The organism is Mesorhizobium sp. C372A, from assembly GCF_030323245.1.
Taxonomy (GTDB): Bacteria; Pseudomonadota; Alphaproteobacteria; order Rhizobiales; family Rhizobiaceae; genus Mesorhizobium.
In genome coordinates this window covers 2330175-2351023 of record NZ_CP100475.1, presented here as the reverse complement: position 1 = coordinate 2351023, position 20849 = coordinate 2330175, and the positions used below count along the sequence as shown (strand labels likewise).

Sequence of the window (20849 nt, the reverse complement as noted above, 5' to 3'; positions counted from 1 at the left end):
CATAGTTGCAAGCTATCCTTCCAATTTCCGGAAGACACTATGGATCGTCTCGAAGCCATGTCGCTGTTCGTCGCCGCGGTGGAAGCGGGCAGCCTTTCCGCTGCCGGCCGCCATTTCGGCATTCCACTGGCAACGGTCAGCCGCAAGGTTTCCGACCTCGAGAAGCACCTTCAGGCGCGCCTGCTGAACCGTTCGACCCGGCAGCTCACGCTGACCGATGCCGGCCAGGCCTATCTGGCCGCCTGCCGCCGCATCCTCGGCGAGGTCGGCGAAGCCGAACGCACCGCTGCCGGCGAATACAGCACGCCGACCGGCGACCTGTTCATCACCGCGCCGGTCGTCTTTGGTCGCCTGCACGTGCTGCCTGTCGTCACCGAATTCCTGGCGGTTTATCCTCAAGTCACCATTCGCCTGACGCTGGCTGACCGGATAACCCAACTGGCGGAGGAACATCTCGACCTTGCCATCCGCATCGGCGAGCTTGCGCCTTCGAGCCTCATTGCCATCCGCGTCGGCGCGATCCGTCGCGTCGTGTGCGCCAGCCCCGCCTATATCGCCGCGCATGGCATGCCGCGGACGCCGGACGATCTGGCCGCGCATGAATGCATCAGTTTCGAAGGGCCTTCCGCTCTCGCCAGTTGGAGCTTTGCCGGCGACAAGGGCGAACTGATCGTGCCGATCCGCTCACGGCTGCGCGTCAACACGGCGGAAGCTGCAATCGATGCCGCGATTGCAGGCGCCGGGATGACGCGGGTGCTCTCCTACCAGATCGCGGACGCACTACGTTCCGGCGTGCTCGTCCGGGTCTTGCAGGCCTTCGAGCCTTCGCCATGGCCGGTGAGCCTCGTCCATGCCGGCCAAAGCCTGCTGGCGGTGAAACTCAGGGCATTCCTCGATTTCGCCGCTCCGCAACTGAAGCAGCGGCTATTGCAGGCGACGTGGTGAGTTTGGGACTGGCTTGTGTCAGTGGCGAGCCGGCCTATTTCAGGCCATTGCGGCGTTTCCTTTTTGCCCGCGCTTGGTGTAACCAACGCACACCTCCTCAACGGGCCCTTCCCCGCATGCTCTATTTCCGCTCGCTGGCGTTCAACTTCGTCTTCTATGTCAATCTGATCGTCCAGATGGTCCTCTGGACCCCTTATTATTTCCTCTCGCCACGCCATCGCGCCTGGTTCGTGCCGAAATTCTGGTCGCGCACCAGCCTGTGGCTCTACGACAAGATCGCCGGCACGAGGAGCGACATCACCGGCGTCGAGAACCTGCCGGAGGGCTCTTTCATCCTGGCGCCGAAACACCAGTCGTTTTGGGACGCGATCGCTTTCTTTCCCTTCCTCCACGATCCGCTTTATATCCTGAAGCGCGAGCTGACCTGGATCCCCTTCTTCGGCTGGTACATCCTGAAGATGCGGATGATCCCGGTTCACCGCGGCAGCCGCTCCAAGGCGTTGAAGCAGGTCGTTGCATCGACAAAGCAGGAGATGGGGCGCAATCCGCGCCAGCTGATTATCTACCCCGAAGGCACGCGCCGATCGCCAGGCGACGAGCCGGCTTACAAATACGGCATTGTCGAGCTCTATACGCAGCTTGGCGTCCCGGTGGTACCGGTCGCCCATGTCGCCGGCCTCTATTGGCCTCGCCGCAAATTCTTGCGCTTTCCCGGCACCATCAAGGCCCGCTTCCTGCCGCCGATTCCGCCCGGGCTCGGCAAGGACGAATTCATGGACCGGCTGATCGGCGATACGGAAGCCGCCTGCGACCAGCTGCTGATCGAGGCATCGCAGGCTCCTAACCCGCCGCAAATGCCGCCGACGGCGGTCAAGCGGCTGGCCGAACTCGCCGCGGCCGCCAAAGCAATTCCAGGAAAAGTGTGAGCGGTTTTTTCCGTCCTGAATCGCGCCAAAAAAAAAGACCAAAGCTTGATCTCTTCTGCGGGCCGGCTCAAGGCCACGCCGCCAGCGCCGTGGTCAGCACCAGCGTCGCCGCGAAGGCCAGATTGATGATCCGCGACGTCAGCGGCTGGCGCAGGGTGCGGGCGAAGGCCGCGCCGGCCAGCAGCCACAGCACATGGATGGCTACGATCATCAGGGTGAGAACCGCCAGCCTGGCCGGGATGCCGAGAGCATCGGCGCCGGCTGCGGTCGCGGAGCCAGCAAGGACCGCAGCAATCGCCACATAGGCTTTCGGGTTGGCAACGGCGAGCAGGAAGCCGCCGAGGAAGGTCGGCAGAACCGCGCTGCTGTCACGCGCGGCCAGCGGCGGCGCTGTCGCTATTCTGTAGGCGAGGTAGAGAATATAGGCGGCGGAAGCGACCGCCAGCACCGGCGCTACGCCCGGCATCGAGGTAAGGATAGCCTTGATGCCGGTGGCCACCACCAGCAGCACCGCGACGGTGCCTAAAATGATCCCCGATGTGTAGTGAAGCGAATTGCGCAGGCCGAAGGCGGCCCCTATCGCCGTGACGCTGATCGTCGCCGGGCCAGGACTGCCCATGACGACGGTTGCCGCCAGCACCAGCGCCAGCAACTGCGGCCAGGGCTGCGCCTGCGAAAGAATGTCTGCGGCCATGCTGCCTCTTCTCCACAATAATGGAGAGCAGTGTGGCGAGGCGGACAGCCGTCGTCTTGAACGATCGTGCCGAAGCTGCGCGGCTAGGCGCTGGCCTTGTCCAGCGCCACGAGATCCTCCGCGCTGAGCTTCAGCGATGCGGCGCGCGCCAGGCTGTCGACCTGGTCCAGCGTCGTGGCGCTGGCGATCGGCGCGGTGATGCCGGGCTGCGCCATCACCCAGGCGAGTGCCACTTCCGCCTGCTTGGCCGAATGGCGCGCCGCGACGGTGTCGAGTGCGGCCAGAATGCGCATGCCGCGCGCATTGAGATAAACCTTCACGCCGCCGCCGCGTTCACTTTTGCCGAGATCGGCCTCGCTACGGTATTTGCCGCTCAAAAACCCCTTGGCGAGGCTGAAATAGGTGATGACGCCGATATCCTCGGCCACGCACAGATCATGCAGCGGCCCGTCGAAGGATGAGCGGTCGTAGAGATTGTATTCCGGCTGCAGCACGCTGTAGCGCGGCAGCCCGCGCAGGCTGGCAACATCGAGCGCGGCGCGCAGCTGGCCGGCGTCGAGATTCGAGGCGCCGATATGGCGGACCTTGCCGGCAGCGAGCAGCTTCTGGTAGGCGCCGAGCGTCTCTTCATAAGGCGTGGTCGGGTCCGGCCAGTGCGACAAATAGAGGTCGATGACATCGGTCTGCAGCCGCTTGAGCGACGCCTCGACCGCCCTTTCGATATGGGCAGCGGACAAATCCTTCTTGCCTTGTCCCATATCCGAGCCGACTTTGGTGATGACGATGATCTTGTCACGGTTGCCGCGGCTTTTCATCCATTTGCCGATGATGGTCTCGGACTCGCCGCCCGCGTGGCCGGGCACCCAGCGCGAATAGGCATCGGCCGTATCGATAGCGTTGAGGCCGGCGTCGCCAAACCGGTCGAGCAGGTCGAAGGAGGTCTTCTCGTCCGCGGTCCAGCCGAAGACATTGCCGCCCAGGACCAGCGGCGCGATGGAAAGGTCGGTTTGACCGAGACGGCGTTTTTGCAAGACGGGGCTCCGTGGGCTGGCGGCGGGCGACCCGAATGCTTCGGGCCGCAGCTAAGCTAGGTCTCGCCGCGCCGAGGTCAAAGGCCTCAGCCAATTTTTCCAGCGGGCCAGCGCTTCACAAAGGCGCGAGCGCTTCGCCTGCAGGCTCGCCGTGGTCTACCGGCTCACGAGGCGATCCGCTTCGCCACCTCTTCCAGCCAGTGGTCGCTGATGCCCAGCGCCGCGAGATGCTGCAGCGTGTTGAGCACATAATCCTCGTTGTTTCCGGACTGGCCGACGGCGCCACGGATAACACCTGCCGCATGCGCGGCATCGAGCCCGCCGGCATACTGCTCATGCTGGCGGTCGACGATATAGGCGACCGCTTTCACTCTCTCTCCCGCGGCCGCACCATTCACGTCGAGACTGATATCGAGCACACGCTCGAGGTAGACGCTGGTCACCAATTCGCGCTCGCGCAGATAGGTCAGCACCTCATCGCGCAGCTCGCCGGGCACGCGAAACGCCAGCCCGATGCAGGAGCCGCCACGGTCGAGGCCGAGCACCAGGCCCGGCCGCTGACGCGTGCCGCGATGCACGAAGGAATAGACGCAGAGCGACCGGCGGTAGCCGTAAAGCCGCGCGCGCCGTGTCTCGACATGGGCGAATCCCGGTCGCCAGATCAGCGAGCCGTAGCCAAAAACCCAAAAATCGCCCATATCGCCAAGCCTGATTGCACGAGAGTGACGCCGCCGCATCGGAATCGGTGCTCTTCTGTTCTTTTTGCTTGTTGCGTAAGCCACAGTCCACCCGCAACACGCCCGCGTTAATGAAAGCCGCAGCATGACGTCAAGTGACGAGCGTCCGTCGAAGTTTCGCCGCCGGCTGATGTGGCTCGCTGCCTTGGTCGTTATGCTGTTCGGCGTCTACAGCGCGGTCTGGTTCTATGTCGCCGGTCGCGTCAGCAGCGAAGCCGACAAGGCGGTGGCCTCGCTCAAGGACAAAGGCATCGAGGCCGGCTGCGCCAACCTCACCGTCAGCGGCTACCCCCTGAGTTTTGCCATCTCCTGTGACAATCTGGCTTACGAGGACGACGCCAGGAACGTTGCCGCCTCGGCAGGCAGCTTCAACTTCGTTGCAGAGCTCATCCGGCCTTTGTCGCCTGCCGCCGAGTTGCGTGGGCCGCTGCGCACCTCGGTGCCGGGGATGGCGCCGCTATGGATCGACTGGGACAATCTGCAGGCCAATGCCAAGCTCTCCTGGCCCCTGCCCCGGAGCATTTCGCTGCAGGCGGAGAGCTTGTCCGGCCAGACGGATCCGGCCGACGACACTGATCCGGTTTCGCTGTTCAGCGCCGGAACCGCGGCGGGCGAGTTGCGACCCGACGGCCAGGACATCGGCTACGTCGGCAGCTTCACCGATCTTGAGATCGACGCCGACGCGATCGGCGGGCGCGTGCTGCCGCCGCTCGACGGCAGCGGCGACGCGACGCTGAAGAACGGCGTCGCGCTGATGAAGACGCAGGCCAGGAGCCTGCGCGGCCAGGCGGTCGACATCCACAAGCTCGATCTGTCGTCGGGAACCGCGCGCATCACCGTCTCCGGCCCGGTGTCGGTCGACGCCAACGGCCAGGTCAATGCCGACCTGACGATCAAGCTGCAGGATCCCAAAGCCGTGGCGGCAATCCTCGCCACCGCAATCCCCGAGCAGAAGAGCCAGATCGAGCAAGGCTTTGCCGGTCTGGCGCTGCTCGGCAACGAACCGTCGATGCCGCTCAAGGTGGTGAAGGGCAAGGTCTCGCTCGGCTTCATTCCGCTGGGCAAGATCAAGCCGCTCGATTAGAGCAATTCCAGGAAAAGTGTGAGCGGTTTTCCGTCCGGAATTGCGTTAAAACAAAGAGATAGAGCATGATCGCAAAGAGCGGGAACGGCTATTGGGGAGAGATCATGCTCGAGCAAGCCGACGCATGAACCGACCGGTGAAACTGCTGAGCGTTGGCGCGCTGACGCTGGATACCATCCTGCGCGTCGAAACCCTGCCCACGCATCAGGGCAAGTTCATCGCCTCGGACGGCATCCAGATCGCCTCGGGCATGGCGACAAGTGCTGCCTGCGCCGCCCGCCGTCTCGGCGCCGAGGTGTTCCTGTGGGCAAGTGCAGGTGGCGATGCCGTCGGCGACCAATTGCTGGCCGGCATCGAGGCCGAGGGCGTCGATTGCGGCTTTGTCCGCCGCGTCGAAGGCGCCCGCTCGGCGCTGGCCGCGATCCTGGTCGACGCTCATGGCGAGCGCATCATCGTGCCCTTCTACGACCCAAAGGCGCAGGCCGACCCCGAGGCGGTGCCTATCGCCGATCTTTCCGGCTTCGATGCCGTGCTGGTCGATGTGCGCTGGCCGGGCGCCGCCGCTCTTGCCTTGACCGCCGCGCGCGACGCCGGTTGCCCGGCAATCCTCGACGCCGACACGGCGCCGCTGGAGGTGCTGGAGCGTCTGTTGCCGCTGGCGTCGCACATCGTCGCTTCGGAGACGGCTGCACGCATTATCTGCGACCACGCGCTGGACCCCGAAACCGCCTGTGCCGACCTCGCCAGCCGCACCGATGCCTTCGTGGCGGTGACCGGCGGCGCCGCGGGAAGCTGGTGGCATGACCGGTCCGCCGGATGCGTGCGCCACATCGCGGCGCCGAAGATCAAGGCGGTTGACACGCTTGCCGCCGGCGACGTCTTCCACGGCGCCTTTGCTGTCGCGTTGGCGGAAACCATGCCGATCGAGCAGGCGTTGCGCTTTGCCAGCGCGGCGGCCGCGCTCAAATGCCAGCGCTTCGGCGGCCGGCTGGGGGCGCCAAACAGGGACGAGGCAATGGCCATGGTCGCGGCGACCTGGCCCGTCTGAAACAGATTTAACTTTTCACCGCCTGCCGGCCGAAATCCGGCACGTCGATATCCTGGCCGGCCTCGATGATCGAACGGCGAACGGCCCGGGTGCGGGTGAACAGGTCGAACAGCTTGTCGCCGTCGCCCCAGCGGATCGCCCGCTGCAGCGAGGCGAGGTCCTCCGAAAAGCGCGCCAGCATTTCCAGGATGGCATCCTTGTTGTGCAGGCACACGTCGCGCCACATGGTCGGGTCGGAGGCGGCCAGACGGGTGAAGTCGCGGAAACCGGAAGCCGAATATTTGATCACTTCCGACTTGGTCACCGATTCCAGATCGTCGGCCGTGCCGACGATGTTGTAGGCAATGATGTGCGGAAGATGCGAAACGATGGCCAGCGTCATGTCATGATGCTGCGGGTCCATCGAGTCGATGTTGGAGCCGCAGCGCCGCCAGAATTCCGACAGCTTTTCCAGCGCGGCCGGATCGGTTCCCGGCAGCGGCGTGAAGATGCACCAGCGGTTTTCGAACAGGTCGGCGAAACCCGCATCCGGGCCCGATTTCTCCGTACCTGCCAGCGGGTGCCCCGGAATAAAGTGCACGCCGTCCGGTACATAGGGCTGCATTTGCGCAATGACGGAGGCCTTGGTCGAACCGACATCGGTGAGGATGGCGCCCTTTTTCAGCCCCGGCGCGATCTCTTGCGCCACCTCGCCCGACGATCCCACAGGCACCGAGACGATGATCAGGTCGGCGTCGCGGACCGCTTCCCTGGCGCCGGTGGTGTAGCTCTCGCCAAGACCGAGCTCCTTCGCCCGCGCCAGCGTGGCCGGGCTGCGCGTCGCGATGGCGACATGGCGGGCCAGGCCCTCGCGGCGGATAACGCGGGCCAGCGACGAGCCGATCAGGCCGATGCCGACCAGCGCGATCTTTTCAAACATCGGTGATGTCATTGTTTCAGCTTTTCAGGAACGTCGTGAGGGCGTCGATAACGCCGCGATTGGCTTCTTCGGTGCCGACGCTCATGCGCAGCGCATTGGGAAAGCCATAGCCGGTAACGCGCCGCAATATATAGCCGCGCTGGGTGAGGTAGTCGTCCGCCGCCTCAGCCGAATGCTTCTTGTCGTCGGGAAAGTGGATGAGGACGAAATTGCCGACGCTGGGCGTCACCCTGAGCCCAAGCTTCGTCAGCTCTTCATTCAGCCAGGTAAGCCAGGTCTCGTTGTGCAACGAACTGCGCTCGACATGGGCGCGGTCGCGGATGGCGGCAATGCCGGCCTCGATCGCTGTTGCGTTAACGTTGAAAGGGCCGCGGATACGGTTGATGGCATCGACGATGTGCAGTGGGCCATACATCCAGCCGATGCGCGCGCCGCCAAGGCCGAGCTTGGAGAAGGTGCGGGTCATGACCACATTCTGTGCGCTGCCCGCCAGCTCGATGCCGGCCTCGTAGTCATTGCGCCTGACATATTCGGCATAGGCCGCGTCGAGCACCAGAAGCACGTTGCCCGGGAGCGTGGAATGCAGGCGGCGGACCTCCTGGAACGGCAGATAGGTGCCGGTCGGATTGTTGGGATTGGCGAGGAAGATGATTTTGGTCCGCGGCGTCACCGCGGCCAGGATCGCGTCGACGTCGGCGCGCTCCTCGGTTTCCTTCACAGCAACCGGCTTGGCCCCCGCCGACTGAATGTAGATCTTGTAGACCATGAAGGCATGTTCGGTAAAAATCGCCTCATCGCCTGGCGCCAGATAGGTCTGCGCCAGCAGGCCCAAAATCTCGTCGGAACCGTTGGAGCAGATGATGTTTGCCGGGTTGAGGCCATGCACCTCGGCGATCGCCTCGCGCAGCCGGCGGGCGGTGCCGTCGGGATAGACATCGAGCTTGCCAGCCACTTCGCGCGCGGCCTCGATCGCCTTCGGCGACGGGCCGAGCGGGTTCTCGTTCGACGACAATTTATGGACCTTGGCAACGCCGGCCGGTGCCGTGCTCTTGCCCGGCACATAGGCGTCGATGTCCATAATGCCCGCGCGGGGCGTCGGCCGTGCCTTGTCCGCTGTCTTGTCCATGTCGCAAATCCATCGAGAATGCCTCCGTCCGGAGGCCGCAGCGGAAATACAAGCCGTAGCCGCGAATGTCGAGAGGCGGGCAATAGCTGGCCGTTGACGCCGGGCCGCACGAGTTCTAGAAGAACGCAACAGTTCCGTGGTGATTTGGCCGGTCGGCTTGCAGCCACGTTAAACAACTCGCTAAAGGGCCGTTTGCGTGACGTAACCGGCTTTGCGATCGCATTGCCGGTTTTTTATTGCCTGACGGCGGGCAAGGAGAGTCACATGGCCGCGCTCCGCGCTACAAAAACCAACAACGAGGCCGACAACCCGTCGAGCCCTGTGTTGCGTTTTGGCCCTGACAAGCCGCTGAAGCTCGACGCCGGCACGCTTTTGTCGCCGTTCCAGATCGCCTACCAGACATATGGCGCCCTCAACGATGCCCGCACCAACGCCATCCTGGTCTGCCACGCGCTGACCGGCGACCAGCATGTCGCCAGCACCAATCCGGTGACCGGCAAGCCCGGCTGGTGGGAAGTGCTGATCGGTCCCGGCAAGATCATCGACACCAACCGCTTCTTCGTCATTTGCTCCAACGTCATCGGCGGCTGCCTCGGTTCCACCGGTCCGGCCTCGACCAATCCCGCCACCGGCAAGCCCTACGGCCTCGACCTGCCAATCATCACCATCCGCGACATGGTGCGGGCGCAACTGATGCTGGTCGACCATTTCGGCATCGAAAAGCTGTTTTGCGTGCTCGGCGGCTCGATGGGCGGCATGCAGGTGCTGGAATGGGCGTCATGCTATTCCGAGCGCGTCTTCTCGGCCCTGCCGATCGCCACAGGCGCACGCCATTCCTCGCAGAACATCGCCTTCCACGAGGTCGGCCGCCAGGCTGTCATGGCTGATCCGGACTGGCATGGCGGCAAATATTTCGAGCACGGCAAGCGCCCGGAAAAGGGGCTCGCCGTGGCGCGCATGGCCGCCCACATCACCTATCTGTCGGAAGCCGCCCTGCATCGGAAATTCGGCCGCAATCTGCAGGACCGCGAAGCGCTGACCTTCGGTTTCGACGCAGATTTCCAGATCGAAAGCTATCTGCGCCACCAGGGCATGACATTCGTCGACCGCTTCGACGCCAACTCCTACCTCTACATGACCCGTTCGATGGATTATTTCGACCTCGCCGCCGATCATGGCGGCCGGTTGGCCGACGCGTTTGCCGGGACCAAGACCCGCTTCTGCCTGGTGTCCTTCACCTCGGACTGGCTGTTCCCGACCGAGGAGAGCCGCTCGATCGTGCATGCGCTCAACGCCGCCGGCGCATCGGTCTCCTTCGTCGAGATCGACACCGACCGCGGCCATGATGCCTTCCTGCTCGACGAACCCGAACTGTTTGCCGCCATCAAGGGCTTCATCGGCTCGGCGGCCCGCGCAAGGGGGCTCGCCTCATGAGCGTCAATGGCAGCCAGCGCGTCGACCTCGAAGTCGTGGCCAACCTGATACCCCCGCAGTCGCGGGTGCTCGATGTCGGCTCCGGCGACGGCCTGCTGCTCGAACTCCTGCAGGAGACCAAGCAGGTCGACGGCCGCGGGCTGGAGCTGTCACAGCGCGGCGTCAATGAATGCGTTTCGCGCGGCCTCTCGGTCATCCAGGGCGATGCCGACACCGACCTCGAATTCTATCCGGACAAGGGTTTTGACTTCGTCGTCCTGTCTCAGACGCTGCAGGCGACCCGCAACCCGAAGCTGGTGCTCGACGAGCTGCTGCGAATCGGCAACCGCGCCATCGTCTCCTTCCCCAATTTCGGCCACTGGCGGGTGCGGCTGTCGCTGTTCGTCAATGGCCGGATGCCGGTGACCGCGGACCTGCCCTATTCCTGGTACGACACGCCCAACATCCATTTCTGCACCATCCGCGACTTCGTCAATCTGGTCGAGGAACTCGGCGCTTCGGTCGAGAAAGCCACCGCGCTCGACGGCAACGGCCAGAAGATCGGCCTGTCGATGCCATGGTGGTTCTGGAATTTCTTCGGCCAGCAAGCGGTGTTCTTGCTGAAGCGGTAGTTTGCCCCTATTCCAGCACGTCCGTCGCCTTGTGCGGGTGCTGAACGCCATCGGCGATGATCACATCGGCGTGGGAGTTGTCGGTGCGCAAGGCCAGAATCTCGCGATAGGCTGATGAATCGTACCAGCCCCACGCATGCGCCCTGTCCGGAAACTCGATGACGATCAGATGCCCGGGCCATTCGTTTTCGACCACGTCCATGTCGCCGCCGTGGACAAGGAAGCGGCCGCCGAACGGCTCCAATGTGGCGTCGATCCTCTGCAGATACTCGACAATCTGCGGGCCCATTGTGACTTGACGCATATGGGCGACGGCGTAGGCGGCCATGGCTGAACTCCCTGTGAGATCGAAGCCCGACGACCGGCTTCGTTGGCGCAATCTGCAGACATGATGGCCATCGGTCGATTACGTCTGGGGTAATCGGCCGGCTTACCGGCGTCCTGGCTCAACAGTTTGTGATGACATTGCCGCTGGTTTTTTGTAGCGTCGAATCGAATGCCATCCCGGGGTAAGGCTTGGACGGCGACCATCAAAACCTCCGGCCTCCAGGCATTTCGGGGCACAATCGAAGCAACATGTCCAAGGCAACCGACCTCGCTCCGCTGATCTCGGTGATCACACCGACGCACAATCGCCGCAGCAAGGTCGTGCGCGCCGTGGAGAGCGTGCTGGCGCAGAATTTTCCCCGGTTCGAACACATTGTCGTCGATGACGGCTCGACCGACGGTACGGCAGCCGCACTTGCCGAAATCCGCGATCCACGGCTGATCTATGTTGGCTCAAAATGGCGCGGCGCCAATGCCGCCCGCAATGCCGGCATCGAGCGGGCGCAGGCGCCGGTGGTGACATTCCTCGATTCCGACGACGTCTATTTGCCGGATCGCCTGGCGCGGACGCTGGAGCAGTTCGACAACAATCCCTCGCTCGAAGTGCTGATCAGTTCCTTCGTGTCGCTGAAGGGCAATCGCCGCACCAACTGCGTCAACCGCGAGGCGCTGCTGAGCCGCGACTCGCTGGAGCGGGCCCTTGTCGCGCAGACCATCTTCATTGCCGGGTCGGCAATCACCGCCCGGCGCGAGTCGCTGCTGGCCATCGGCGGCTACGATAGTGACGTCACGCGCATGCAGGATCGCGAATTGTTGCTGCGCTTTGCCCGTCGCAGCGGCGCGCAGCTGTCCGAAGTGATCGACTGGAAAAAGTACAACTCGGAGAATTCGATCTCCGGTCGCCGGGACGGCTATGTCGAAGCCTATGCGAGCTTGATCGACAAGCACCCCTATATCGCCGACCGCTACCCCTACATTCCGCCTTACATGATCGCCCGGCAGCTCATCGCCGATGCACTCAAGGGCAGGGTTTCGCAGGCGTTCTCCGGCTATATGGCCAACCGGTCGTCGAAGGCGCTTGGCTATTCGCTGCCGCAGCTGTTGCGTGGCTATGTCGGCGGCCGGCGCTGGCGCCGCGATCTCTATGCCGAATTTCGCGACAAATACGGTGCACGGCCGGCCTGAAGTTTGCCGACAAGCCGCGCAGCGGCTTTCCCCTCCGAACTGCCTCAAACCTCATTTGTCGAGTTCCGGCAGATATGGGTCGGAATATAGCCGCCGGTCGCGTTCGCCCTGCAGGCAGTCCATGGGTGCGGCGGCATCGATCGGGACCACGGTCGCATCGGCGATGCCGCTCACCTCCAGGATCAACTTGCGGCGTATGGCGGTGGCGAATTCCGAGGCCGCATAGATCGGCAACACGAAGGAGCCGGGCCCACCGGTGACGCAGTCGTCATAATACTGGTCGAGATGGCTGAAGGTCGGCGACGGGCTGATCAGGATCGGCAGGCCGTTGATGACGATGCCCTTGGCCACCGCCGCATCGCGTGTCGTGGCGACGGGCAGCCCGGTGTTGTTGGGACCGTCGCCGGAAATGTCGATGACGCTGCGTGGCGCATCGAACCCCGTGCCCTCGAACAGCCCGGCGCCGAAGGCAAGCGCGCCCGAAATCGAGGTGCCGCGAAAGCTGCGGAACGGCCGCGCTTCTATTCTGTCGGCGAAGGCGTTGGCGCTCTCTGCGCTGTCGATCACCTGCCAGGCGATGACGCCATCCTCGCGCACGACGCCCGCCCATTCGAAATAGGCAAGCGCGATGCGCCCGGTGGTTCCCGAGCGCACGGCCTTGATGAAATCGGGATGCCTGAGCGCCTCGACATAGCCCGCGCGCTGCAGCGCGAACTCCCTCTCGTCCATCGACTGTGAGATGTCGACCGCCAGCACCAGTTCGACATCCACGGCAACGGCCGGGGCAGCCACGGGCGTGGTGCAGGCAAGGCAGGCAAGCAGGCTGAGCGCATCGAGCATGGCCGCACCACGGACGTTTCGACCCGTGATTCTTCGCCGCGATCGCGGCGAAATAAAGCCCCTTCTACTTCTTTCGCCGCACGGCCGCTTTCGGCGGCGGGTCGATGGCGCCGGTCCTGACTCGGGCGGGTTTCAGTGGCGCAGCACCCGTATCCTTCACGATGTTCAATGCGCGTGGAAAGAAATGACCATTGTGCAGTCCGCGCCCGATGTTGAGGATCGCGGTTTCCGGCAGGCGTTTCTCCAGCATGGACAGTACCCTTCGCAGCGAAGGACCATCGAACGCGTCCATCGCTTCGTCGATGATCACCCATTTCGGCTGCCGCAAGGCCAGCCTGGCGAAGGCCAGCGACCGCTGTTCGTCATCGTTGAGTTCACGCTCCCAGCGTGCGGAACGGTCGAGCGAGGATGACAGCCGCTCGAGGCCGACCTCGGCCAGCACCGCCCCAAAATCAGCATCGCCAGCCGGCGCCGAGCCATTTGGATGCAGCACTTCGCGTAACGTGCCGGCAGGAAAATACGGAACACGCGGCACGAAAATCGGCGTTTCTCCGGCCGGCAAGCCGATCCGCCCGCTGCCCCAGGGCCAAAGGCCGGCAATGGCGCGGAAGAACAATGTCTTGCCGGCGCCTGGGTCGCCGGTGATCATGACGCGCTCACCGGGATGGATCTCGACATGGCTGTCTGAAAGTTTGGTGCAGCCCTCCGGCGAGGCCACTTGGAGCTTCTCGAAGGTCAGGCTGCCATTGGCGTTATCGCCGAATTCGATGCGCTTTTCCTTGTCGTGCAACACATCGGTTTCATCGAGCGCAATGCGGAAGTCGGCAACGCGCATCAGCGTGGCGCGCCAGTCGGCGATGCCGCCGATATTGTTGATGAACCAGCGCAGCGACGAGTGCACCTGGTTGAAGGCGCCGACCGCCATCATCAACCCGCCAAAGCTGATGTCGCCTGAAAAATAGACCGGCGATGCAACCAGGATCGGCGCCACCACGGTGATCCAGCCATAGGTATCGGTCACCCAGGAAAGGTTGATCTGCGCTTTGTAGATGTTTCGCATCGCGCCCAGCACCGTGCCAAGGTCGATTTCGAGCCGTCTCTTGGCATCGGCTTCGCCGTGATAGAGCGCGATGGCGTCTACATTCTCGTTGACGCGCACCATCCCGGAACGCAGCTCGGCCTCGCGGGTGTAGCGGTCGCTGTTGAGGCGGATCAGCGGCCGCCCGACCAGCCAGCTCAGCCAGGAGGCGATGCCGGCATAGAGGAACGCGGCCCAGACCATGTAGCCCGGTATCGCCAGCGACCAGCCGTTGATGTGGAAGACGAAGCCCGACGAGAGTTGCCAAAGCACGCCGACGAACGACACCAGCAGGATGAAGGATTGCAGCAGGCCGACGCCGAGGTCCGTCGACAGATCGGACAGATGCGCGGCATCCTGCTGCATGCGCTGGTCGGGATTGACGCCGATGGCGCCGGCATTGGCGAGCCGGAAGGCCCGCGCCGGCCGCATCCATTGGTCGATCAGGTCGAGCGTCAGCGCCTCGCGCAGCTTCAGCCGGATCATCTGGTTGAGCCAGGTCTGAGCGATGTTGAGCAGCAGCAGCGTGCCGGCAATCACGGCAAAGATCATCAGCTGATGCAGGAAGGCCGCCATGTCGCGACGCGCCAGCGCATCGTAGAAAGGCTGGTTCCAGCGGTTGAGCAGAACCTGGCCGATCGACGTCGCGACGATGACCGCCATAATGCCGACCGACGTCCAGACCAGCCACTTGCGCACCGGTGAGCCTATCAGCGCCCGTTTGATCGTCGCTACCTGATCGCGCAGGCTGCTGGCTTCGACGGTTACCGGCTGAACGGTGGCGGACTTGTCCGGTTGATCAGCCATGCACGAGGTCCTTGCGTTCAGAAGCGTTGCTGAAACCAGATGGAGAGACTTGAAGGCATCCGCCGCTCAAACGGACCGCGAATGCATCTGCGACAGATAGGTGGGAAAAACCCACGCAACACCAGTTTCCATGATGATCACGAAGGTGTCACCTGACGCGTCGTCGATGTCACCCCTTCCGCCCGGCGGCCAAGCCGCGTCGCACCGTGCGGTGACAGTACCGGCACGAAGACACGGCGCGAAGCGCGCTGCGCGACCGGCACGCCCTGATAGAGCCGCTTCTGCGCCTCGACCACGATGACGCCGGAAAAGATCGGCCAGAACCGCCGGCCGGCGCGCTCCAGCACATTGTGGAACCGCATCATGAAGCGCCGCGGCGATGGCGGGAAGAACAGCGCGTCGGACCAGGAAGCCGGCGTGAAATTCGCCTCGCGCAGCAATTCTGTCAGCTGGCCGCGCGAGAACGGCCGGCCATTGCCGAACGGCGTGTGCTCGAACCGCGCCCAGACACCGCGCCGGTTGGGCACGACGATGACGACGCGCCCTGCCGGCGACAGCACCCGCCAGATCTCGTTCAGCGTCTCGCGCGGGTTTTCGACATGTTCGAGCGAATGCACGAGCAGCATGCGGTCGATGCAGGAATCGACCAGCGGCAATTCCTCGTCGAAGACCAGCGCCGTAGCCGTCGGCCCGTTCGCCGGCCAGACGACGGCGCCTTGCGTAGCAGGCATGAAGGCAAACACCCGCTCGGCATCGGTGCCGAACCGCTCCAGCCACGGCAAGGTATAGCCGAGCCCGACCAGCCGCTCATTCGGCACTGTTGCCCATATTGAGGACAGCGCCATGGTGATCGAGCGTTCAGCCAGGCGGCCGAGCGTGGTCGAATAGAAGGAGCGGAGATCGACGATATCGGAATGCATGCGCGGGACGGTAGCTGCGATGCCGCCCAAGTTCAACAAAGCCGCCACGTTCTGCAAAGCTAGAGTGACATCGGCGGCCAAGCGCCCTATGTCTGCGCCAACAGATGGAGAGATGCCAATGCCCGTCGAAATCGAACAGTTCATGTGCCGCAGCGACAATTTCGGCGTGCTGGTGCATGACCCGAAAAGCGGCGAGACCGCCATTATCGACGCGCCCGAAGAAGCGCCGATCATTGCCGCGATCGAGCGTACCGGCTGGAAGCCGACGATGATCCTGACCACCCACCACCATGTCGACCATGTCGAGGCCAATCTGGCGCTGAAGGAGCGCTTCAAGCTGCGCATAGTCGGACCGGAGGCTGAAAAGGGAAAAATTCCCGGCATCGACGAGACCGTCGGGCAAGGCTCGGTCGTCCATCTCGGCGGCGAGCGGATCGATGTCATCGCCACGCCCGGCCACACTGCGGGCCATGTCTCCTATCATTTTCCGGCCTCGAAAGTGGCGTTCACCGCCGACACTTTGTTCGCGCTCGGCTGCGGCCGGCTGTTCGAATGCAAGCCGCCGGTGATGTATGAGTCGCTGAAGAAGCTGGCGGCACTCCCGGCGGACACGGTCATCTATTGCGGCCATGAGTATACGCTTTCGAACGCCCGCTTTGCGTTGACCGTCGACCCGACCAATTCGGCGCTCAGGGAACGCGCCGCCAAAATCGAGACCCTGCGCGCCGACAACAAGGCGACGCTGCCGACCACGATCGGCGAGGAATTGTCGACCAATCCGTTCCTGCGCTGGCACGACCCGGCGATCCGCAAGCATCTCGGTATGGAGGAGGCCTCCGACGCCGAAGTGTTCGCGGAAATCCGCAAGCGCAAGGACAATTTCTGAGCATCGTTCCGGGATCAGCCATGACCAGCGCCGCTGAAATCATCGCCATGCTTGGCCTCAAGCCGCATCCGGAAGGCGGCTGGTATGCCGAGACCTTTCGCGACGGCGCCGGTGGCGCGCGCGGCCATTCGACGGCGATCTATTTCCTCCTTGAACAGGACCAGATTTCGGCCTGGCACCGGGTCAAGGACGCGGCCGAGGTCTGGCACTTCCATGCCGGAGCGCCGCTGGCGCTGTCGATGTGCGAGGAAGGTAGTCCAATGCTTAACCAGGTGATCGAGCAGGTGCTCGGCATTGAGCTTGCGGCGGGCGAGCGGCCGCAGATCGTCGTGCCGGCCGGCTGGTGGCAATCGGCGCGCAGCCTCGGCGAATGGACGTTGGTCGGCTGCACCGTGGCGCCGGGCTTCGACTTCGCCGCGTTCGAAATGGCCGAGCCGGGCTGGGAACCTAGCGTAGCAAAAAGCCGAGCGTAATTGCCAACTGGGCGGCATAGTAGAGCACCCAGACCGCATAACGGATGCCGGCGCGATAGGGTGCTATTGCCGGAACCAGAAATTTCTCCGCGGCAAGCAGCCCGTCCGATGCCATGAACATAACAGCGCCGCCGATGACCCACGGATTGTCGAGCGTCAACGCCGAGATGCCCATCGCCAGAATGGCTGCGATATAGACGCCGATTGGCACCCGCAGGCGGGGGCCGACACGGCGCCAGAGTGCCGCCAGCATGACGACTGCGAAGGCCGCCATGGCCAGCGCGATGACGCCGCGCCATGTCTCGGCGCTGAGCACATCCAGCCCGCCGCCGCTGCGCAGGAAGAGCGGCACATAGAGGACATGCGCCGCAAGGAAGCTGGCCAGCCCGCCGAGGAAGGCCTTTTCGCCGTCACGCGACAGGAAGGCGTCGCCGACGGCGCTGAGCGCCAGCGCAGCGACGAGCAACAGCGGCCCACCTTGCATGAAGGCGAGCGCCGCAAGCATGGCCACGGCCAGCGTCTTTGCCGCCGAGCGGGCCAGCGTCGGCCGCATATCCAGGGTGAAGGCGTAGATCACTGCCGCCACCAGCGAAAAAATCAATGTTGCATTTGCGTTGGCGTCGATGCCGCCGGCAAACGGCATCGTCATGCGCTTGCCCCGCCAGTTGCCGCCTTGCGCAGGAACAACGATTTCGCCGCCAGCGCCGCGCCGCCGGTGATCAGCACGCAGGCCGCCAGGATACGCAGCGACGGCTCGGCAACGCCCGCCGCGATCAGCACCAATGTCGACAGCAGTGGCGCCGCATAGCTTGCCGCGCCGAGCACCTGGATGTTGCCGCGCTTTACGCCGATATCCCAGGCGTAGAAGGCCGCGCCCACCGGCATCAACCCCAAACCAAGCACCGCCAGCCACTGGCCGGGACCATCGGGCAGCACCGTCTTTTCCAGCAGAAGATGGCAGACGAGAGACAGGGCTGCCGTGGCGGCGCAGAACCAGGTGACGATCGAGGTCGGCACCGCCGGAAAGCGCCGCGACAGCAGCGAATAGGACGACCACAGCAGCGCACAGACGGCCGCCATCGCATAGCCGAAGGTGTAGCGAGCATCGAAGGCGAGGCCGCCACCCTTGGTGACGATCAGCACGGTCCCGGCGAGCCCGAGCAGCGCGCCGACGACATGGTTCCAGGCCAGCTTCTCGCCCGGCATCAGCGCTGATCCCAGCACGATCAGCAGCGGCCACAGATAGGCGATCAGGCTTGCCTCGACCGCCGGCGCGTTGCGCAGCGCGGTGAAATAGAAGAAATGGTAGCCGAACAGTCCGGCAATGCCGATCACCCAGACCTGGCGTGGGATCTTCAGGCTTTTATCGGTCGCCGGCATGAACAGCCGGGCAACCAACCCGACTGCGGTGCCGATGGTGAAGGTGATGGCCGAGAGCAAGAATGGCGGCACGGCGCCCGACGCATCGGTGAGCAACGCCAGCAGCGCCCACATGGCGACCGCCGAGAAACCGATCAGTGTTGCGCGCCCCATGCCCGTCTCCGGCGACTCGCCCCATTCTATTCGGGTGGGCGCGTCTATTCAGTAGCTTCGAACCGCCCCGCGCTGACAGTCAAGGTGCCGATCTGCGTCCCGACCGTGGCGTGGATCGGCGCATATATGCCGGTTTGGCCGAGCGGTGCAAACGTCACCATCATCTGGCTCTTCTTCTTCAGGTAATTCAGCGCCTTGCGGCCCTTGCGGTAGCCTGCCACCGGCTCGAAGCTCATCTTGCAGGTAACGGTGTCGCCCTTGTAGCCCTTGACCGAGATCGATCCTTTCGAGGCGTAGGTCAGCGTCAGGTCGGCGCGCATCTCGCCGTCATAGAATTTCACCTTGCGCCCACAGACCTGGTCGAGGCTGTCGGCATGGATGACGGTAGCCGCCATCGGATCGAGCACCGATGCCAGATCGTTGCTGCCCAGCGGTATCCAGTTTTTGGGATTGCGCTTTTTCGGCTCGGGAATGACCTGGGTGGCGGTCACCGCGCCATTGGCAAAGCGGATATCGACCATGGAAGCCTTCTTGCCGGACTTATAATCGGCGCGAAATACCTGCGGCTGCATCTGCTTGCCCAGAATCTTGCCCTTTGACGAGATCGTGCCGCTCGTGTCGTCGAACAAGGTGGCGAGACCCGCGCTGGAGACGGTGCCGTCTATGGAATAGCTATCGCCTTCGTAGTGGCTGGAAAATGTCGCCTTGGCCACGGAAAGGCCGAGGAACGACACCGTGTATTCGCCCTTGAAGGACTGTGCGGTGGCTGCGGGCGCGGCGGCAAGGGTTGATGTTGGCAAGGCGGCGACAAGTATCGCGACAACGGCATGTGACGGGCGAAGCATGGCGGGCTCGGTCCTTGATTTTTTTAACCGGAGGCGGGCGACTCCGGCTTGAGATGTCCCTGTCCGACCGCTTATAGGCTGAATTCCGGCCTTTATGTGAAACGCTCGTCACAGTCGTGGGCAAGCCGGAGCTTGACGCATTGGCGAAATGCAACTATGGAACGCCAACTTTTCCATAAGGCCGCCTGACTGAAACCGCGCGCCACCCGGCGCGGGCGAACAAGGTTTGGCAGGCTAGACAGAACTGAAGGTTAGAACCATGTCCCGCACCTGCGAACTCACTGCCAAGGCAGTCCAGACCGGCAACAATGTGAGCCACGCCAACAACAAGACCAAGCGCCGCTTCCTGCCGAACCTCGTCAATGTGACGCTGATTTCGGAAGCGCTGAACCAGAATGTGCGCCTGCGCATTTCGGCCAACGCGCTGCGTTCGGTCGAGCATCGCGGCGGCCTCGACGCCTTCCTGGCCAAGGCCGACGCCAAGGAACTGTCGCAGCGCGCGCGCCTGTTGAAGAAGCAGATCGCCAAGAAGCTGGCCGACCAGCCCGCCGCTTAACGATATCAAGGCGGGGGACGACCGCCCTGAGCATCGGAGCAATCCGATGCTCAAAACTTCTAAGGCAGCAGCATCGGAGCAATCCGATGCTCAAAACTTGCAAGGCAGCGCGACCCGAACTTCGGCTAGCGCCTGGCTGGTTCCATTACCCAGGATAAAAAAATGACTTCCTTCTCGCGATATCTGCCCTTTGTGGCCGCCATGGCGCTTGTCGTCGTGGCATCGAACATCCTCGTGCAGTTCCCGATGCAGGGCCAGGCCGGCGGTCTGTCGCTGGGCGACATCCTGACCTGGGGCGCCTTCACCTATCCCTTCTCCTTCCTGGTCACCGACCTTGCCAACCGCCGCTACGGGCCGACCGTGGCGCGCCGCATCGTCCTTGTCGGCTTCATGACCGCTGTGGTCTGCTCGATCCTCGTCCCGCCCTTCCTGTTTCGCCACGGCCTGATCGAGTTCGAGACATCAGCCGACCGGCTGGTGCGCATCGCCACAGCTTCCGGCGCGGCCTTCCTTTGCGCGCAATTGCTCGACGTCACCGTGTTCAACCGGTTGCGCCGGCAGAGCTGGTGGCGCGCGCCGATCGTCGGCACGCTGGTCGGCTCGGTGTTCGACACCCTGGTGTTCTTCAGCATCGCCTTTTCGGCCGCCTTCGCTTTTGCCGGCCCGAACGACAGCTTTGCGCTGGAGACGGCGCCGCTGATGGGCGTGCTGCCGGTCGAGTCCATGCGCTGGGTCTCCTGGGCGCTGGGCGACCTCTCGGTGAAGCTGATCATCGCTGTTGTGGCCCTGATCCCCTACCGGCTGCTCGCCGCCCACTGGAGCCAGCCGGCCGTGGCTGTCTAGG

23 protein-coding genes and 1 riboswitch are annotated in these 20849 nt (G+C 63.7%); of the genes, 11 read left to right on the top strand and 12 right to left on the bottom strand.

Translation table 11 applies throughout. The features are described 5' to 3' along the window. Window positions 1-39: 39 nt before the first annotated feature. Window positions 40-945, top strand: coding sequence for a LysR family transcriptional regulator (locus tag NLY42_RS11155; RefSeq protein ID WP_023754184.1), 906 nt, complete (start codon window positions 40-42; stop codon window positions 943-945). A 116-nt stretch (window positions 946-1061) separates the two neighbouring features. Then, on the top strand, window positions 1062-1871 hold the full coding sequence (locus NLY42_RS11150) for a lysophospholipid acyltransferase family protein (protein ID WP_023754183.1): 810 nt from the start codon (window positions 1062-1064) through the stop codon (window positions 1869-1871). 67 nt (window positions 1872-1938) lie between these two features. Here NLY42_RS11150 and NLY42_RS11145 read toward each other — a convergent pair whose 3' ends face one another. The 3 genes from NLY42_RS11145 to NLY42_RS11135 form a co-directional block, all read right to left on the bottom strand. Next, window positions 1939-2565: a LysE family translocator gene (locus NLY42_RS11145; protein WP_023754182.1), complete on the bottom strand. Its 627-nt coding sequence runs from the start codon at window positions 2563-2565 to the stop codon at window positions 1939-1941. Between the two features lie 83 nt (window positions 2566-2648). Next, window positions 2649-3596: an aldo/keto reductase gene (locus tag NLY42_RS11140; protein WP_023754181.1), complete on the bottom strand. Its 948-nt coding sequence runs from the start codon at window positions 3594-3596 to the stop codon at window positions 2649-2651. 164 nt (window positions 3597-3760) lie between these two features. Further along, window positions 3761-4294: a gamma-glutamylcyclotransferase gene (locus NLY42_RS11135; RefSeq protein ID WP_023754180.1), complete on the bottom strand. Its 534-nt coding sequence runs from the start codon at window positions 4292-4294 to the stop codon at window positions 3761-3763. A 124-nt stretch (window positions 4295-4418) separates the two neighbouring features. Between NLY42_RS11135 and NLY42_RS11130 the strand changes: the two genes are divergently transcribed. Further along, window positions 4419-5417, top strand: a complete 999-nt coding sequence (locus NLY42_RS11130) for a DUF2125 domain-containing protein (protein ID WP_023742893.1) — start codon at window positions 4419-4421, stop codon at window positions 5415-5417. A gap of 124 nt (window positions 5418-5541) precedes the next feature. Beyond that, window positions 5542-6465, top strand: coding sequence for a sugar kinase (locus NLY42_RS11125; protein WP_023754179.1), 924 nt, complete (start codon window positions 5542-5544; stop codon window positions 6463-6465). A gap of 7 nt (window positions 6466-6472) precedes the next feature. Here NLY42_RS11125 and NLY42_RS11120 read toward each other — a convergent pair whose 3' ends face one another. Together NLY42_RS11120 and hisC are read right to left on the bottom strand one after the other, a co-directional pair. Then, window positions 6473-7396, bottom strand: coding sequence for a prephenate/arogenate dehydrogenase family protein (locus NLY42_RS11120; RefSeq protein ID WP_023754178.1), 924 nt, complete (start codon window positions 7394-7396; stop codon window positions 6473-6475). A 4-nt stretch (window positions 7397-7400) separates the two neighbouring features. Next, on the bottom strand, window positions 7401-8510 hold the full coding sequence (gene hisC / locus NLY42_RS11115; protein WP_023726966.1) for a histidinol-phosphate transaminase: 1110 nt from the start codon (window positions 8508-8510) through the stop codon (window positions 7401-7403). A 126-nt stretch (window positions 8511-8636) separates the two neighbouring features. Beyond that, window positions 8637-8714: riboswitch (SAM riboswitch) on the top strand. A 60-nt stretch (window positions 8715-8774) separates the two neighbouring features. Here hisC and metX point away from each other — a divergent pair. Both metX and metW read left to right on the top strand, forming a co-directional pair. Continuing rightward, window positions 8775-9944 carry a homoserine O-acetyltransferase MetX gene (metX, locus tag NLY42_RS11110; RefSeq protein WP_023685352.1) on the top strand — a complete coding sequence of 390 codons (1170 nt, stop codon included), beginning with the start codon at window positions 8775-8777 and terminating at the stop codon, window positions 9942-9944. Beyond that, window positions 9941-10555: a methionine biosynthesis protein MetW gene (gene metW / locus NLY42_RS11105; protein ID WP_023704331.1), complete on the top strand. Its 615-nt coding sequence runs from the start codon at window positions 9941-9943 to the stop codon at window positions 10553-10555. Before metX ends, metW begins: the two co-directional genes overlap by 4 nt. Before the next feature lie 7 nt (window positions 10556-10562). Here metW and NLY42_RS11100 read toward each other — a convergent pair whose 3' ends face one another. Beyond that, window positions 10563-10883: a DUF1330 domain-containing protein gene (locus NLY42_RS11100; protein ID WP_023694041.1), complete on the bottom strand. Its 321-nt coding sequence runs from the start codon at window positions 10881-10883 to the stop codon at window positions 10563-10565. A gap of 248 nt (window positions 10884-11131) precedes the next feature. Between NLY42_RS11100 and NLY42_RS11095 the strand changes: the two genes are divergently transcribed. Further along, window positions 11132-12067, top strand: coding sequence for a glycosyltransferase family 2 protein (locus tag NLY42_RS11095; protein WP_023673297.1), 936 nt, complete (start codon window positions 11132-11134; stop codon window positions 12065-12067). 51 nt (window positions 12068-12118) lie between these two features. Here the strand turns inward: NLY42_RS11095 and NLY42_RS11090 are convergent, their stop codons facing one another. From NLY42_RS11090 to NLY42_RS11080, 3 genes are all read right to left on the bottom strand, one after another. Then, window positions 12119-12907, bottom strand: a complete 789-nt coding sequence (locus tag NLY42_RS11090; RefSeq protein ID WP_023714977.1) for a DUF1194 domain-containing protein — start codon at window positions 12905-12907, stop codon at window positions 12119-12121. 64 nt (window positions 12908-12971) lie between these two features. Next, complete coding sequence (locus NLY42_RS11085) at window positions 12972-14792, bottom strand: ABC transporter ATP-binding protein/permease (RefSeq protein ID WP_027050739.1); 1821 nt, start codon at window positions 14790-14792, stop codon at window positions 12972-12974. A gap of 137 nt (window positions 14793-14929) precedes the next feature. After that, window positions 14930-15712: a class I SAM-dependent methyltransferase gene (locus NLY42_RS11080; RefSeq protein ID WP_023670688.1), complete on the bottom strand. Its 783-nt coding sequence runs from the start codon at window positions 15710-15712 to the stop codon at window positions 14930-14932. 118 nt (window positions 15713-15830) lie between these two features. On the opposite strand from NLY42_RS11080, the gene gloB reads away from it, so the two are divergent. Further along, window positions 15831-16598 (top strand): hydroxyacylglutathione hydrolase, encoded by a 768-nt coding sequence (gloB, locus tag NLY42_RS11075; protein ID WP_023754177.1) that lies wholly within the window; start codon window positions 15831-15833, stop codon window positions 16596-16598. A 20-nt stretch (window positions 16599-16618) separates the two neighbouring features. Then, entirely contained in the window at window positions 16619-17071 is a 453-nt protein-coding gene (locus NLY42_RS11070; RefSeq protein ID WP_023745808.1) for a cupin domain-containing protein, read from the top strand. On the opposite strand, the gene NLY42_RS11065 is transcribed toward NLY42_RS11070, so the two are convergent. From NLY42_RS11065 to NLY42_RS11055, 3 genes are read right to left on the bottom strand one after another with little or no spacing between them, the layout of a single operon-like run. Continuing rightward, window positions 17046-17720, bottom strand: coding sequence for a lysoplasmalogenase (locus NLY42_RS11065; protein WP_023754176.1), 675 nt, complete (start codon window positions 17718-17720; stop codon window positions 17046-17048). The two genes, NLY42_RS11070 and NLY42_RS11065, sit on opposite strands and share 26 nt — an antisense overlap. Then, the gene (gene yddG / locus NLY42_RS11060; protein WP_023699112.1) at window positions 17717-18604 is read right to left on the bottom strand and encodes an aromatic amino acid exporter YddG; all 888 of its coding nucleotides are present in this window, start codon (window positions 18602-18604) and stop codon (window positions 17717-17719) included. The genes NLY42_RS11065 and yddG overlap by 4 nt, the downstream gene beginning before the upstream one ends. Window positions 18605-18648: 44 nt before the next feature. Then, window positions 18649-19449, bottom strand: coding sequence for a DUF3108 domain-containing protein (locus NLY42_RS11055; protein ID WP_023711708.1), 801 nt, complete (start codon window positions 19447-19449; stop codon window positions 18649-18651). A 259-nt stretch (window positions 19450-19708) separates the two neighbouring features. Here NLY42_RS11055 and rpmB point away from each other — a divergent pair, with 259 nt between their 5' ends. Both rpmB and NLY42_RS11045 read left to right on the top strand, forming a co-directional pair. Continuing rightward, window positions 19709-20005 (top strand): 50S ribosomal protein L28, encoded by a 297-nt coding sequence (rpmB, locus tag NLY42_RS11050; RefSeq protein WP_023670682.1) that lies wholly within the window; start codon window positions 19709-19711, stop codon window positions 20003-20005. 162 nt (window positions 20006-20167) lie between these two features. Then, a complete protein-coding gene (locus NLY42_RS11045) occupies window positions 20168-20848 on the top strand; it encodes a queuosine precursor transporter (protein ID WP_023731082.1) in 681 nt (226 codons plus the stop codon). Window position 20849 lies beyond the last annotated feature (1 nt).